Here is a 14,894-nt window from a genome sequence, read left to right on the forward strand (position 1 = left end):
TGCGGGCGTCTTTGTGCACCGGCTGAGTACCCCGCCCCCGGGAAGATGCTCACTGGATGCACAGAGGTCGGCAACCGACGCGGCGTTCCGCGCCTTTGTGCACGGCCTGAGCAGCGGGCGGGCCCGGGGACGCTCAGCCGGTGCACAAAGGCGTCCATACCGCAGGCAAGTCACTAGTGTCCCGGGTCGGAAGTTCCGTTGCGCTACCGGCGCCCAGGCACGCACCTCACGGCAGCGGCGAAACGGCCACGATGCCAGAGCATCGAGGCCGCTCCGCCGCCACCGCGATGCACGCACCTGACCACCGCTATCGCTAACAGAACCTCCGACCCGGGGCACTAGGATCCTTGGCGTGGGCTCACTCCTGGTTGCCGGTACTACGTCCGACGCCGGTAAGACGACCGTGGTGACCGGGCTCTGCCGGTGGCTGGCGCGGCAGGGAGTCCGCGCCGCGCCGTACAAGGCACAGAACATGTCGAACAACTCGATGGTCTGTGGCGACGGGGCAGAGATCGGGCGGGCCCAGTGGATCCAGGCGATCGCGGCCGGAGCCGAGCCCGAAGCGGCGATGAACCCGGTGTTGCTGAAGCCGGGGAGCGACCGCCGAAGTCACGTAGTACTGATGGGGGAGCCGTGGGGCGAGTTGACCGCCCGCGGCTTCCTCACCGAGCGTGCCGAGCTGGCAAAGGCGGCCTTTGCGGCGTACGACGATCTGGCCTCGCGGTACGACGTGGTGATCAGCGAGGGGGCGGGGAGCCCGACCGAGATCAACCTGCGGCAGTCCGACTACGTGAACATGGGGCTGGCACAGCACACGCGGGCGCCGGTCGTCGTGGTCGGCGACATCGATCGCGGTGGGTTGTTCGCGTCGATGTTCGGGACGGTAGCGCTGTTGTCGGCGGCGGACCAGGCGCTGGTGAGCGGATTCGTCGTGAACAAGTTCCGTGGCGATGTGTCGCTGCTGCGGCCGGGGATCGACATGCTCGCTTCGGTGAGCGGGCGGCCGACGTACGGCGTACTGCCGTGGTTGCCCGAGCTGTGGCTGGATTCCGAGGATGCGCTGGATATCCCGGCCCGGCGTCAGGCGCACGATTCCGACGTGCTTTCGGTGGCTGTGGTGCGGTTCCCGCGGATCAGCAACTTCACTGATCTGGACGCGCTTGCTGTCGAGCCGACGACGAGTGTGTTCTTCACTGCGAGTCCGGCCGAGGTTCGCGATGCCGATCTGGTGGTGCTGCCGGGGTCGCGGGCGACTACGGCTGATCTGGCGTGGTTGCGTTCCACCGGGTTGGCGGATGCGGTGGTGGCGCGGGTTGCTGCTGGACGGCCGGTGCTGGGGATCTGTGGTGGGTATCAGCTGCTGGGCGGGGCGATCGAGGATCCGCACGTGGTTGAGGGTGGGGGGAGTCACGCCGGTCTCGGGTTGTTGCCGGTGGCAACTGAGTTCGCGGTGGCGAAGACGCTCGCGCGGCCGGCGCCGACGGCGTACGAGATCCATCACGGCGAGGTGCGAGTCGTCGGTGCCGCGGGGGAGTTCCCTGGCGGCTGCCGGTCGGGGGTGGTGTGGGGGACGATCTGGCACGGACTGATGGATGACGACGAGGCCCGGCATGCGTTCCTGGCTGAGGTCGCGGCGATGGCGGGGAAGGCGGCGCCGGACGGGACCGTGTCGTTCAGTGCGCTGCGCGAGGCGCGACTCGATCGGCTCGCGGATGCGATCGACGAGCACCTCGATACGACTGCGCTGCTGGAGTTGATCTCCGCCGGCGCTCCCGCCGGGCTGCCGTTCGTCCCGCCGGGCGCACCGAAAACTGTCCGAGTCCTGGGTTAGCGTCCTCGGCATGACGGATCTCAAAGCGGAACTGCATTCGAAGCTGCGGGACAGCCGGGCGTTGCTGCTGTCGAAGCTCGACGGGCTGAGCGAGTACGACCTGCGCCGCCCGCTGGTCGCTTCCGGCACGAACCTGCTCGGCCTGGTGAAGCATCTCGCGGGGATCGAGTACGTCTACCTGACCACGAGCCTCGGTCGCCCGAAGCCGGACATTCTGGCGTGGGAAGAAGACGGCTCTGTCTGGGACGGCGCCGACATGTGGGCCCAACCGTCGGAGACCAGCGAGTACCTGATCGACCTCTACCGCAGAGCCTGTGCGAGCGGCGACGAGACGATCGCCGCCCTCGACCTCTCCGCACCCGCCTCGGTCCCACACTGGCCGGAGGAGCGTCGCCAGAGCACCCTCGGCGTCCTCCTCATCCGCATGGTCGACGAAACCGCCCACCACGCCGGCCACGCCGACATAGTCCGCGAACTCATCGACGGCCAAGGCGGCTCCGACGCCCACCTGCTCGACCAACCCGGCTGGCAGACCTACACCACAAACATCCAGGCCGCCGCCGACACCTTCAGGTAAGCCCGCTCCGCACCTCCTCCGCCGCCGGCTGGTGAAGGCCCCACGCGGCTCCTGCGTCGTCCGCTGGGTGGTGCCGCCCACCATGGTTCGCCGCCACCTGGTTCCCGGGGTGCGGGCGGGCCTGGTTCCCGGGGTGCGGGCGGGGCCCGGGTCCGGGTGGTTCCCGGGTCCGGGTGGCCCGGGATCGGGTCCGCTGACGCGACGTTCGGCCGATAGCGCGCCATAAGTCCGGCAGCGGACGAAAACCCCGGCAGCGGACGAAAGCCCCGGCAGCCGACGACCCAAACCCGCCCTCGCCGAGCAGGCTAAGCAGCGTTCGACCGGTAGCACCTGACACCCCCTCCACAACGCGACAGCGGGGGGAGCCTTGTGCACCAGTTGAGCACGGCCACCGCGGGGGAATGCTCAACTGGTGCTCAAAGACGCCGAATCGGCGGGGCGATCGGTCGGGGCACCCCCGGACCGGGGCTAGCCTCACCAAGGCCGGCCTCACCAAGGCCGGCCTCACCAAGGCCGGCCTCACCAAGGCCGGCCTCACCAAGGCCGGCCTCACCAAGGCCAGCGCGAACGCGGGTCGGCCAGCGGCCCGATCGAGGAGCCGGCGGATGCCTGAGCCTTTGCGACTCCTGCAGGTAGGCGCCGGCGGCATGGGCTAACGGACCGCACCCGGCGCCGGCGGGTCACACCTCCCCGCCGGATCCGGGGTAGCTGCGCCCCCACAGCTTGACTCCAAGCTCTGGGATGTCTCCGTCGCTGCTAAGGCTCGGAGGTGCGGCCGGGTGGGCGATCAGGCCGACGGGCCGCCGTGTAGTGCGCGGAAGTCGTCGAGGGTGCCTCGGTAGTACTCCAGGTCGTCGACCAGTTTGTCCCGCTCGAACAGCGCGGGCTGCTGCTGGTACGTCTGCCGCCCCAGCTCCGACCACAGGACCTCGGCCGGGATCGCGTCGGCGTTCTCGGGGAGGAACTTGACCGCCTCTGTCAGCGCGTCCGCGGCGAACATCCAGTTCAGTTCGATGCTTCGGCGCTCCGACTCGGGGCCGTTGTCGTAGGCCAGGTCGAGGTCGAGCGCCCGCCGCGCGTACGTCGTTGCCACCAACACCCACTGCCCGGCGTCGACCAACTGCGACGTACCGAGCCCGAACCGCGCGCCCACCTGACGAGCCGCCTGCTCCGAGGCGTACGGGACCTCGATGTCGTAGCCCCGCACGCTCAGGGTCCAGGTCTCGGCCCCTTCGGCCAACTCCTCAGCAGCGTCAGCGGCAGCCGCGTCCGGCGCGTCCGCGGCGGCCATCACGCTCGAATAGACGTGCGCCTCGGCCAGGGTCCGTGCGGTAAGCATCAGGCATCTCCTCGAGCTGGGTAGCGGTAGCTGTCGCGAACCACGAGCAATCGTTCCAGCCGGAACCTACCCGGTTCCTCGGCCCGTATCCGCGACCCCTCGTCCGTCCAGAACGCGTCGTCGGGCACCGCGTGCTCACCCGCGGGGATGAACTTCACCACCTCATCGACCGCAGCCTGCGCCAGAGCAAGCCGCCGCTCCGCTTCCACCGGGTCGTCCACCGGCACATCCCCGGCAGCGTAGTCGGCGATCTCCAGCCATTGACCGGCATCGAAGATCTCGGACGGTTCCGCGCCCCCGAACTGAGGAAACGGCCCCGGCGGTGTCTCCACCGCCGGCACCCCGAACAGAAACTCCCGCCCGATCCCACAACCAGGACACGCCCCGACGTAGCTCGTGGCCAGCGAGCCGTCGACCGAAGTCAGCCCCTCGCTCCACTCGCTCGTCAACGCGCCGCAGTCCTCGCAAGGCGTCAGCTCGACGTACAGATGTGCCTCGTCGGTCGTACGAGCTACCGCGAACGCCATACCGTTCCCTTCACGTGGAGATCTGCATACCCTGGTTGGCCGTGCTGGTCTGCACCTGACGCCGCGCGCCATCGCCCGTACTACGCCCCGCCGCGGCCCGGGCAGCAAGAGAATGATCCAGCTCGGTCAGTACTGCGGCAGGCACCCCCTCCTGCTGCAGCGCCTCCGAGACGGCCCCGCTGAAGTGCTTGGTCCGCTCGGTCGTGTTGAACAACTGCTGCAGATCGACCCGTCCTTCGGCCAGCTGAGCCATCCGCGGATGCAGCGTCGCGAAGGCCGCACCAAAACCGCCGTCGTTCAGACCGCGCATCGTGCCGTCCGGCTTCGCCTGGTAGGTGCGCTCCTGCCCGTCCTGCTGCTTGATCGTCACCTGGACCGTGGTCTCGTCCTTCCGCGCCTCCGCCAGCGCGTCCAGCATCGGCTGGTACGGGTGGTACTCCGGCTGGCCGGCCTCGTTCTCGGTGTGGTCGAACGCGTACTGATGACGCCCGGCCAACTGCGGATCGAGACCCTCCAGCGCCTCGGACAGCGAGGAGCCTGTCTCCATCCGCTCCCGCATCTCCAGGTACTGGTGCTCGAACATCGTCAGATAGGCCCCGCCGGTCGCGACCTGGCTCATCGAGTCGGACTTCTTCAGCTTCTCGTCACGGCCGCGCGTCAGCTTCGAACGCTCGAAGGAAAGGTCGTAGTCGACCCGCACCCGGACCGTCACCAGGGTGCCTTCCTCGAACCTGCTCAGCTCGTTGCGGCCCCCGGTGGTGTCGGAGTCGGTGTACGAGGCCTGCTCGCCGACCGACACCCCACCCTTGACGTCCAGCGCACCGAAGCCACTACCACCCGACGCGCTCGCCGGAACCCATTGGTTGCCGGTCGCCGACGTCTTGGCCGTGCGCTGGATCCGGTCGACCACACCGAGCTGCCCCTTCTCGATCGGATTGCCGACGAGCTGCAGGTCGGACACCCGCGCGGTCACTCGTACGTCGACCACCTGGCTGCCGTGACCGGGCACGGGCAGCCGGACCATCTTGTGGCCTTCATCGCTGGCCATCCGGTGGAAGGACGCACTCCGGACCGACGCGGACAGCTGGTTCTCCAGCTCGGTGCGGTGCATCCGGACGCCGTTGACGGACAGCATGTCGCGCCCGGCCAGCCGCTCGGCGATCGTGTTGAACAGCTTGTCCGTCTCCGGTTCGCCTAGTAGATAAGGGCGAGTGCCCTCGACGAAGTACGACGCGGGTAGCACCACCTCGCGATGGTCCTGCCGCTCCTTGGCCATCGGCGGAGTGGGTGGGCCGTTCAGCACCGCGGTCGGCACGAGCTGGGTCATCCGGCCGGACAACAGCTCCGCGCCGTAGCCGCCCCGGTTGTCGGACACAGCCCGATCAGCGTTGCGGCGCAAGATGCCCCTCGTATTGCCGCCGGCGACCGGCAGCCGCTCGACCTCGACGAGCAGGTGCATCTGCCGCTCGACCCGGGTGGTCTTGCCGTGCAGCATGCGCTGCAGCATCGTCGACTGCTCAGCGCTGGACGCCGAACTCGTCCGGCTCTGGTCGGTGCTCACCCCGATGTTGCCGCCGACGGCCTCGTTGCCTGCGGCACCGGTGTTGAAGGAATGACTGGTGCTGTGGGTCCGGCTGCGGCTGATGTCCTCGTAGTCGTAACCCTGGATGATGCTGATCGCGCTCTCCTCGGAGCCATCGCTGACCACCGGCCCGCTGAAGACCGCGCGAACCCGGACCCGGAGAATCTCCGGCGGCCCGGTGCCGGACGTCCGCACCGGGTACTCCTTGACGAAGCCGCGCGGGTCCAGCATGTCGTCGAGGTGACCCCGCCAGCGTTTGCCGGCCAGATCGCCGTACAGACTCTCGGACAGGATCGGGTCCTTCTCGAAGCGGCCCGGCGCAGCCTGTTCGAGCGCGGACTTCACCGCGCCGTGTACGTCGAGAACCGAGCCCGCCTCGTTCGTGAACTCAGTCTTCTCGACCAGAGCCGCGCCCATCATCGTGTTGTAGTGCTCGGGCAGCGAGACCTCGGTGCTTTTCTCGACCACCTCGTCGGCAGTGTCGAGGGTGTTCTCCAGCTCCGCCTCAGGGGTGCCGGCGGCAGCCTCGCCCATGCCGGCGACCTCTCGCATCTTGGTAGCGAGCTGCTCACGGGTGTGGGTTCCAGCCAGGCCCTCGGTGACGCCGGACTTCTCCGACTCGTAGCGACGGACGAAGGCAGCCGCGGTACGGCGATCCATGGTGAGGTCGTCGTTGAGGAACCGCTCGGCGGCGTCGGCCACCTGGTGCAGCGGCAGATCGAGTTCTCGCCGCCCGTACATCCGCAGGGCGTCGCGCTCCGGCAGCGTGAACAGCATGGTGCCGTCATCGAGCTTGATCTGCCGCGGTTTCGCCGACTCCCCGTCAGCCACCTCGGCGGTGAAATTCAGGTCGGCCTTGAAGACGTAGTGCTGGCCGATCTCGATCCGCAGCCGTTCCCAGCCCCAGATCTGGGTCTCGCTGCGGGACCGCGACTCGCTGCCGCTGCGGCTCCAACCCGCCGACCCGCCGATCGCGCTGCCGTCGGCACCAGCCACGCCGCTGCCGCCCGAAATTCCCGCGGTGTTTCCGGTCGAGCTCCCATCGGTGTTGCTGTAGCTGCCGAGCGTCAGGTTGATGTCGCCGGTGACCTGGTGGGTCGCGCGCAGGAAGACATGGTTCTCCACCTTCCCGGTCAGCGCCACGGTCGCCCGCCGGGGGCGAAGTCCCTGCTGGGCGATTGCCTGCGCGGGTGAACTCGGCGCCGGGCTGAGGCCGATCCTGGTCCGGTACTCCGCGGTCTTCCACTCCGGGTGAGCGATCAGGCTCCTGGCACTCAGGAACGCCGCAAGGTGGTGGTAGCCAGGCCCGTCCGGCCGGGACGCGGCCGGGAGCGCCGCCTGGATCTTCGCCATCGGGTCGCCGACATCGAGATGCAGGAGCTTCGCCTGCTCGAGCACGGCCTCACTGGTCTGCCCGTTGAACGGAGTGGCCGGCGGAACGTCCTTCTGCTTGAGCATCTCGCTGTCCAGCACCACCGAGGCGCTGCCGTCCACCTCGACGAGCGGGTCACTGTCACCGGCTGCGGTGACCTCGGTCACCACCAGGGTGTGCGGTACGTCGAAGACCGCGACCGGCGCAGTGCTCTCCACCAGGGCAACCTGGTTGACCGTGCCGCCGGTGGCCCAGTTCATGAACCGGCCGAGCGAAGCCCGCCCGTAGCTTGGACCGATTTGCGGCGTCTGCCCGGCATGCCCTGTGGCCGGGTTGTTGCTGAGGCCGAACCTGACGCTCCACGGCAGCCCCTTGGACCGCCCACCCGAGCGCCCGGAGGTCCTGGACGCGATGTCCAGGTTCACCACCGCCTGGGAGTCGGTGACCCCGAGACAGATGGCCTCATCGGACCGCTGATGCAGACCGATCCGGAAAGTCCTGTACTCCGGCGCATGTCCGGCGCTGTGTTTCACCAGGACGAGCGGAAGGCCGCCCTGTGCGGCCTGGTCGTAGCCGGTCTCCAGCCGCAGCGCAGAGAGGTGCTGGCTGAGCCGCTCGTAGTTCTGCAGCTGGCTGGCTCGCAGCAGTGGGTCCTCGGGCAACGCATCCAGCTGGGGCCGGCCATGCTCATCGAGCGGCGGCAGCAGCTTCTGCGCGCTGAGCGCGCGGGCAGTGGCGGCGAGCGCTTTGTCCGCACCCGTGACGTGTTGAACCAGAGCCGGCCCGGCGCCGCGCATCTGCCCCTTCTTGTCTCCCAGCCAGTCCGCGAGCTTGAGGTCTTCCTCAGTCGGCTCAGTCGGCTGAGGATCGCCACGCAGCAAGGTACGTCCCAGCTTGTCCTCCATCGGCTGGCCGTCAGGCTTAAGCACGATGGCGGCCTTGTCGACCGGAAGCCCGTACCGGTAGGCGTCGTTCTCCGGGATCCGCAGCAGCGCGCTGCCCTCGCCGTTCTCGGTGAACTTGGCCTTGCTACCGACCTTGTGCACGGTCACCGTGTGCTTGAGCGTCATCCGGTAGCCCTGGGTCGGGCCGACGTAGCGCTGCACGCTCGGGTGGATCGCCACGCCGCCCGCGCTCATGCTGTCGCTGCGGGACGTACTCCGCCCGGCCTTCGCGCTCGGACCGAAGTCGATGCTCGTCGAGTAGACGTCCGACAACGCGTCGCCCGCATAGCCCATCGTCAGCGCGGCCGAGCTGTTCGCGCTGAAGCCTTCGTTGCCGGTGGCACCCGAAAAGCCGACCCGCAGCCGCTCCTGCCAATGCTCGTTACTGGTCTCACCGACCAGCTCGACCTTCTCCCAGCCGACCTCGGTCTCCACCTGCGCGTACGCGACGGGCTCGCCGCCGCTGTAGATCAACCGGCCGATCCCGCCGGGTTTGGTGGCCTCGTCCAGCCTGCTGGGCAGTTCCTCGGTGATCAGGTTCCGGATCTGGTCGTGCGCGACCCGGTCCAGCACGTTGAGCCGCTCGCGGGTGCCGCGAACCGTCTTGTCCACGAGTTCGCCGAGACCACGCACGTCCGTCGCCACGTGCTCCGGCAACGCCGGGTCGCGGTCCGCGCCGATGGTGACGGTGTCCTGCGGGGGATCGACCACGTACGCCGCCGACAGCCACATCTTGAGCGAGTCGGAGTCGCGCGGCCCGGAGTGGTCCACCCGCCCGGCCGGCGACCAGTCCGCCACCGCGGAGGTCCGGACGTCGACCTCCCAGCCCGCGTCGCCCTCGAACAGCTGCGACTCGCCCCGGTTGTCCTCGACCGCTCCACCCAGCGCGTACTCCGTCGCCGCCGTGGTCACCGAACGGCTCCGGCCGAACGCGAACTCGTAGCCGGGGGCAACGACCTTGGCGGCCGCCGTGACCGGATCGGTGGCCGGCATCATCGCCATCAGCGTCTTCAGGCTGAACCCGCCGTTGCGGCCGAAGGTCCCGGTCGAGGTCCCCGAAACGCCGTGGCCGCCTTGTTCCAGCTGGCCGACCATCAGTTCGGCCAGCTTCACGTCCGGATCCAGTACTTCGGCAAGCTCGCCGGGCTGCAACTTCAACCGGACCTGGGCCAGCTGGCGGACGTCGTCCGAAGGATCGCCTCCGAGCGGCAGCACCAGCCCGTCCGGCGACATCACCCGGCGGAACTCGGCCCGTAGGGTCCGGTGCAGCATCTCCGTGGTGAAGCGATGCGGAATCTTCTTGGCCTCGAGCATCTGGTTGAGATGCGAGGTCAGCGCGGTCAGATGTGGCAGCCGCCCGGTCGCAGCCCCGCTGTGCAGGACATCCCTGCGTGGCAGGGCCTTGGCGAGACTGGTCTGGTACGCCTCGGTCTGGGCCGCGGCCGCCTCCGACAAGGGCAATACATCCGCGATCGACTTGCGCGGGTCCGCGACGACCGCGTCCAGTTCATTGCCTAGCGCAACATAAGCCGCCTTGGCTTTGCCGGCCTCAGTGGCGGCGGCCCGGAAATGCGCCGCCTGCTCGGTGTGTCGCCGCGCCTTGCCGTCGGCGGCCGACGCCTCAACGAGCAACTTACGAGCCCGCTCCGGCGCGCCTTGGTCATTCTTGGCCGACTCGTCGCCGGCCTTCTCCGTCTTCTCACCGGCCTCCAGAGTTGCGGCGGCGGCGCTGGCCTCCTTGGCGGTAACGCGTCCGGTGAGGTCGGCGACCGTGCGGTCCAGCGTCGCGATCTCGACGTTGACGCGCTCGCGAAGGTGAGCCGGCGTGTTCGGTGCCGCAGTCACCGCAGGTGTCGTCATCCCGGCCGACGCGACAACCGGTACTACGTTGGCGCCCGACTCCCACGGCAGCGCCGGGGGAGTGCCGCCCCGCCTGCCGATCGTGGTGGCCAGGCCGCGCAGATCCCGCTCGAGCCCTTCGACGCTCTGCGGACCGCTGACCTGACCGGTCGAGGCGACCTGGCCGCGAGCTTCGCGCCAGTTCCTGGTGAGCAGCCGGAACTCGTCGTACTGGCCGGCCAGCCGACGATCGCGCCCTTCCCGCTTGAAGGCGGAGCGGACCCGGTCGGCGAATCCCCGCGGCCTGTTCCGGCCGACCTCCTGCTGGATCCGGCTGAACTGGCTGACCCAGATCCGGGCCAGTTGCGCATCGTCCACGCGCGCGGCGACCCGTAATACGTGGGGGTCGTTGGCGCTGCCCGAGCGAACATCGGCCGCGGCAACCCGGGCATAGCCGGGGTCGGCGATCTCCACCCGCACGTGCTGCTTGCCGTGTGCGGCGGTCTCGAACACTGCCAGCTTCGGTAGGTCCAGCGAGGTCGGTGTCGCGGTGATGCTGCCGCCGAGGTCAGACGGCTGCACCTGGCTGAGCGCCCGTAGTACTGCGTCGTCGGTGAGATCAGATTGCGCAGAGGGTCGGCCAGTGGCCACCAGGCCGGTCCTGCGCTGCTCTGGCGCAGTGGTGAGCGCCACGCGCCGGTACCCGACCGTGTTGCGATGCCGCCCGCTGCCTGTACGCCGTACTGCGCTGGGCTGGGTCCGCCGGAGCACCTGTGCCTCGCGGTGGATGTCCCGCGCGGCATCGACCACGTCTGCCGTCTGAGGTCGCCGCTCCCTGGCAGTCAGCTCCGCCAAGCGGGCTGCGGCCGAGTCTGAGGTATCGGCGCTGCCCTCAAGTACGCCGCGCAGCAGGACCTCCGCCTCCCGGCGACCCCGTGCGGACAGATCCGGTACGTCGAGAAGTGCGTCGAGCGCGGCAGTGGATCCGTCGGCCGGGACCCTGCCGCCACGCGCACGGGTGATCTCGGCGCCCAGCAGAGCGGTCGCCTCGGCGAGGATGCGGTCGTCGGAAGCCTGGTCGGCCGCCCGCGCGGTCAACCGCTCGACCAGCCGGCCCATCGCCTCGGCGCCGAGGACATCGCGATCGCCGGTCAGCCTCACGCCGCCGTCCTTGAGCAACAGCGCCTCGGGCGCGACGACACCGAGTGCCGTCCCCAGCGCCGCGTGAGCGCGATCAGCCGGTTCGACGGCGGGAATCACGGGAGTTGTCACCAGGCAGCCCCTGTTCGCATCCGGGTCACCGGACAGCCGTTGCAGTCTCGTAGACCGGGACGTTAGCAAAGCAGGGGTTACCTGCCAGCCACTCAATGCTCGCGATCCGTTAACGATTTACCCCCGGACCGGCTCGTATCATCACGGCATGAGCGACCGGCTGAGCCCATCGGAGTGGACCGTCCCGGAGGCGCGGCGGATGGTCGCGCAGCTGCGGCAGGTGGCCGGCAACGAGCTCGAGTACGACGGGATCGAGCTGTTCTCCGCTCTCTGCGACTACCTCGATCAGCTCTCCGGCGGCGCCGGATTCGACCGTCTCGAGGCCGGGGCGGAGCTGGACTCGCTGGCCCGATTGGTCCAGCGCACCAGGGGAAGGACGCGGACCGGCGCGGTGGCGCTCGATGACCACGGCGTACCGATCGATCTTGCCGGGGCCGACGCGGATCCGCTCTACGACACCCTTGTCAGGCTGGATCAACCGGTGAACGCGGCGGTGACATTGGCCGCCGGGCGGCGACTGGCCGCGGAGCTGGCGTCCACGGACGGCTGGCCCGGCGAGGTCGGACGAGCCTTGCAGGGGCTGTACACCTATCTAGACCAGTTGTACGGCGGGCCGGGGACATTCACCGAGTTGCTCACCCCGGAAGAACGTGCCCTGATCGCTGCTGGAGCCGCAGGTCGGTAACAGGCTCGCCACGAGCCGGGGCCTGAGGGCGTGGTTGGTACCTCGAGGCCATTACGGTAGGCGCGTGAGTTTCTCGTCCTCCTCGCGTCCCTCGGCTTCCGGTGCCCGCGGCAAGGCCCCGGTCTCCGGCTCGACCCGACTGCCCAGCGGCCGTGAGCGCCGCCCTGCCCTGGCCGCCCTGGCGGTGATCCTGATCCTGCTCGGCGCGGCCGGCTCCGCGCTGATCGCGGTCCGCAGCGGTAACCGGCAGGACTTCGTCGCCATCTCGGCCGAAGCGCTGCCTCCTGGTCACAAGCTGGTCCAGAAGGACCTCGCCCGCGGCGACCTGGCCGGCGCCACCGGGAAGCTGGTGCTCTGGTCCGAAGCGCAGAAGGTGCTCGGCAAGTACACGTCCAGCTGGTTGTACGAAGGGCAGTTCGTCACCGAGGCGAGCGTCACCGACAAGCCGATCCCCGAAGGTGGCGCCCTGATCGGGGTCAGCCTGGAGAGTGGCCGGGCGCCGTCGTCGAAGATCGACGACGGCGACGTCGTCCGGATCATCCGGGTGCCCTCGGCGAACTCCGAAGGTGCGCCCCAGGTGCTGGTCGGAGCCGCTCTGGTGACCGACAGCCAGGGCACCGTCGCGGACACGAAGACCGGCAACAACACGCTGAATGTGACCGTCCTGGTCCCGATCGACCAGTCCACGGCCGTGGCGGCCGCGGCCGCGGGCAAGAACCTCGTGCTGGTGAAGCTGTCGCCCGGCACCAAGCCGACCATCGCACGCAACGACGGAGATGGTTGATGGCACTGGTCGCATTGGCGAGCGCGAAGGGCTCGCCGGGAGTCACCACCGCGGGCCTCGTCCTGGGCGCGCTCTGGCCGCGGCCGGTGCTGCTGGCCGAGTGTGACCCGTCCGGGAGTGACGTCGCGATCCGGATGACCGCTCCCGGCAACCAGCCACTGAACTCCGACCGTGGTCTGGTCAGCCTGGCCGCCGCCGGCCGTAAGGGTCTCAGTGACGAGGTGATCCTCGCGCACAGCCAGCAGCTCGACGGCGGGCTGGACGTGATGATCGGGGTGCGTTCCGCCGAGCAGATCGGTGGCATGGGCGGACTCTGGTCGCCGCTCGGCATCTCCTTCAACCAGATGCACAGCGCCGACGTGATCGCCGACTGCGGCCGGATCGGGCCGTCCTCGCCGCAGCTTCCCGTCATTCAGGCGGCCCGGCTGGTGGTGATGGTCTGCAGCGCGACCGGCTCGTCGGTCGCGCACCTGCGCGAGCGGCTGTCGTCGCTGGTGCACCACGTGGACGCGCAGCTGGGCGTGATCGTGGTCGCGGACCCGAAGCGACGCGACGGCGTCAAGCAGGTGTGGTCCGTGCTGGACGCGATGTCCGTGCCGATCCAGCACCGCTGGCACCTCGCCTACGACCCGGTCGGCGCGGCCTTCTTCGACGGTCGCGGCCACGGCCGGCTGGACCGTACGCCGTTGATCCGGACCGCCGGTGAGATCACCGCCGAGATGGCAGCCGTGGCCGCGCGACCGACCCAGCGCGACTTCGACATGGCCCAGGCAGCCTTCCCGGAGGGAGACAGCGGATACAGCCCGGAGGAAGGTGAGTATCGGTGATCACCGACCAGGAGCTGGTTCGCAAGCTGCGGGTCCAGGTCGCCGAGCGGCTGAACGAGCAGCGCCGCCGCGACCAGGTCAACGGCGTACCGCCGATGAGCGCCGAGGACGAACGCGAGTACGCGCGGTCCCTGATCGTGCAGGTGCTCGAGGACCACGCGCGGTACGAGCTGGCCGAAGGCCGGACCCCGCCCACGCCGGACGACGACGCGCAGATCGCCGGCGCGATCCACTCGGCCCTGTTCGGCGTCGGCCGGTTGCAGCCGCTGATCGACGACCTCGACGTCGAGAACATCGACATCAACGGGTACGACCAGGTCTTCGTGCAGTACGGCGACGGCCGGGAGGAACGGCCCGGTCCGGTGGCCGAGAGCGATGAGGAACTCATCGAGCTGATCCAGGTACTGGCCGCGCACGCGGGTCTGACCAGTCGTCCATTCGACTCGGCGAACCCGCAGCTCGACCTTCGGCTGCCGGACGGTTCCCGCTTGTCCGCCGTGATGGGGGTGACGTCGCGGCCGGCGGTCTCGATCCGGCGAGCGCGGCTCGGCCGGGTCTTCCTGAAGGATTTGGTTGCCAACGGCACCATGTCCGAGGACATCGCCTCCTTCCTGCGGGCCGCGGTCGCCGCCCGGAAGAACGTGATGATCGCGGGCGCGACCAACTCCGGCAAGACCACCCTGCTGCGTGCCCTGGCGAACGAGATCCAGCCGCACGAGCGCCTCGTCACCATCGAGCGGTCGCTCGAGCTCGGTTTGGGCGAGTTCAAGGACCTGCACCCGAACGTGGTCGCGTTCGAGGAACGCCTGCCGAACTCCGAGGGTGTCGGCGAGGTGGAGATGGCCGATCTGGTCCGTCGCTCGCTGCGGATGAACCCCAGCCGGGTGATCGTCGGTGAGGTGCTCGGCGACGAGATCGTCACGATGCTGAACGCGATGAGCCAGGGCAACGACGGCTCGCTGTCGACGATCCACTCGAACAGCTCGATGGAGGTGTTCAACCGGATCAGCACCTACGCCATCCAGGCGAAGGAGCGGCTGCCGATGGAGGCGACCCAGATGCTGATCTCGGGCGCTCTGGACTTCGTCGTGTTCGTCCGCAAGCACAACGACTATCAGCACGGCGGCACCCTGAGCCGCTACATCGAGAGCGTTCGTGAGGTCACCGGCTGGGACGGCCGGGTGCTGTCCGGCGAGGTGTTCGCGCCCGGGGCCGACGGCCGCGCCGCCGCGCACGCGCCGATCGCCTGTATGGACGAACTCGAGCACTACGGCTACCAGCCGATGGTGCACGGACGTTGGGCGTGAGGTGACCC

The 14,894-nt window shown here is 69.1% G+C and carries 10 protein-coding genes; 7 read left to right on the forward strand and 3 right to left on the reverse strand.

The annotated features are described in order from the left end of the window. Nucleotides 1-352 precede the first annotated feature (352 nt). From F1D05_RS37310 to F1D05_RS37320, 3 genes are all read left to right on the forward strand, one after another. On the forward strand, nucleotides 353-1,831 hold the full coding sequence (locus F1D05_RS37310) for a cobyric acid synthase (RefSeq protein WP_185444920.1): 1,479 nt from the start codon (nucleotides 353-355) through the stop codon (nucleotides 1,829-1,831). Nucleotides 1,832-1,841: 10 nt separating this feature from the next. Further along, nucleotides 1,842-2,408 (forward strand): DinB family protein, encoded by a 567-nt coding sequence (locus F1D05_RS37315; protein WP_185444921.1) that lies wholly within the window; start codon nucleotides 1,842-1,844, stop codon nucleotides 2,406-2,408. A gap of 401 nt (nucleotides 2,409-2,809) precedes the next feature. Next, the gene (locus F1D05_RS37320; protein WP_185444922.1) at nucleotides 2,810-3,064 is read left to right on the forward strand and encodes a hypothetical protein; all 255 of its coding nucleotides are present in this window, start codon (nucleotides 2,810-2,812) and stop codon (nucleotides 3,062-3,064) included. Nucleotides 3,065-3,195: 131 nt separating this feature from the next. Here F1D05_RS37320 and F1D05_RS37325 read toward each other — a convergent pair whose 3' ends face one another. Genes F1D05_RS37325 through F1D05_RS37335 form a run of 3 tightly spaced genes read right to left on the reverse strand, consistent with a single transcriptional unit; the run spans nucleotide 3,196 to nucleotide 11,283 of the window. Then, the gene (locus F1D05_RS37325; protein ID WP_185444923.1) at nucleotides 3,196-3,747 is read right to left on the reverse strand and encodes a hypothetical protein; all 552 of its coding nucleotides are present in this window, start codon (nucleotides 3,745-3,747) and stop codon (nucleotides 3,196-3,198) included. After that, nucleotides 3,747-4,274, reverse strand: coding sequence for a hypothetical protein (locus F1D05_RS37330; RefSeq protein WP_185444924.1), 528 nt, complete (start codon nucleotides 4,272-4,274; stop codon nucleotides 3,747-3,749). Before F1D05_RS37330 ends, F1D05_RS37325 begins: the two co-directional genes overlap by 1 nt. Before the next feature lie 10 nt (nucleotides 4,275-4,284). After that, nucleotides 4,285-11,283 (reverse strand): hypothetical protein, encoded by a 6,999-nt coding sequence (locus F1D05_RS37335; RefSeq protein WP_185444925.1) that lies wholly within the window; start codon nucleotides 11,281-11,283, stop codon nucleotides 4,285-4,287. Between the two features lie 148 nt (nucleotides 11,284-11,431). Here F1D05_RS37335 and F1D05_RS37340 point away from each other — a divergent pair, with 148 nt between their 5' ends. The 4 genes from F1D05_RS37340 (at nucleotide 11,432) to F1D05_RS37355 (ending at nucleotide 14,886) form a co-directional block, all read left to right on the forward strand. Next, nucleotides 11,432-11,968 carry a hypothetical protein gene (locus F1D05_RS37340; protein WP_185444926.1) on the forward strand — a complete coding sequence of 179 codons (537 nt, stop codon included), beginning with the start codon at nucleotides 11,432-11,434 and terminating at the stop codon, nucleotides 11,966-11,968. A gap of 64 nt (nucleotides 11,969-12,032) precedes the next feature. Further along, the gene (locus F1D05_RS37345) at nucleotides 12,033-12,752 is read left to right on the forward strand and encodes a hypothetical protein (RefSeq protein ID WP_185444927.1); all 720 of its coding nucleotides are present in this window, start codon (nucleotides 12,033-12,035) and stop codon (nucleotides 12,750-12,752) included. After that, complete coding sequence (locus F1D05_RS37350; RefSeq protein ID WP_185444928.1) at nucleotides 12,752-13,579, forward strand: hypothetical protein; 828 nt, start codon at nucleotides 12,752-12,754, stop codon at nucleotides 13,577-13,579. Before F1D05_RS37345 ends, F1D05_RS37350 begins: the two co-directional genes overlap by 1 nt. Then, a complete protein-coding gene (locus F1D05_RS37355; protein WP_185444929.1) occupies nucleotides 13,576-14,886 on the forward strand; it encodes a CpaF family protein in 1,311 nt (436 codons plus the stop codon). The genes F1D05_RS37350 and F1D05_RS37355 overlap by 4 nt, the downstream gene beginning before the upstream one ends. Nucleotides 14,887-14,894: the final 8 nt, after the last annotated feature.

The organism is Kribbella qitaiheensis (genome assembly GCF_014217565.1).
GTDB lineage: Bacteria > Actinomycetota > Actinomycetes > Propionibacteriales > Kribbellaceae > Kribbella > Kribbella qitaiheensis_A.

Excerpts from the sequence above, each read along its gene's own strand:
- F1D05_RS37315 (WP_185444921.1), top strand. The coding sequence starts at position 1,842 with ATGACGGATCTCAAAGCGGAACTGCATTCGAAGCTGCGGGACAGCCGG.
- F1D05_RS37320 (WP_185444922.1), top strand. The coding sequence starts at position 2,810 with ATGCTCAACTGGTGCTCAAAGACGCCGAATCGGCGGGGCGATCGGTCG.
- F1D05_RS37325 (WP_185444923.1), bottom strand. The coding sequence starts at position 3,747 with ATGCTTACCGCACGGACCCTGGCCGAGGCGCACGTCTATTCGAGCGTG.
- F1D05_RS37330 (WP_185444924.1), bottom strand. The coding sequence starts at position 4,274 with ATGGCGTTCGCGGTAGCTCGTACGACCGACGAGGCACATCTGTACGTC.
- F1D05_RS37340 (WP_185444926.1), top strand. The coding sequence starts at position 11,432 with ATGAGCGACCGGCTGAGCCCATCGGAGTGGACCGTCCCGGAGGCGCGG.
- F1D05_RS37350 (WP_185444928.1), top strand. The coding sequence starts at position 12,752 with ATGGCACTGGTCGCATTGGCGAGCGCGAAGGGCTCGCCGGGAGTCACC.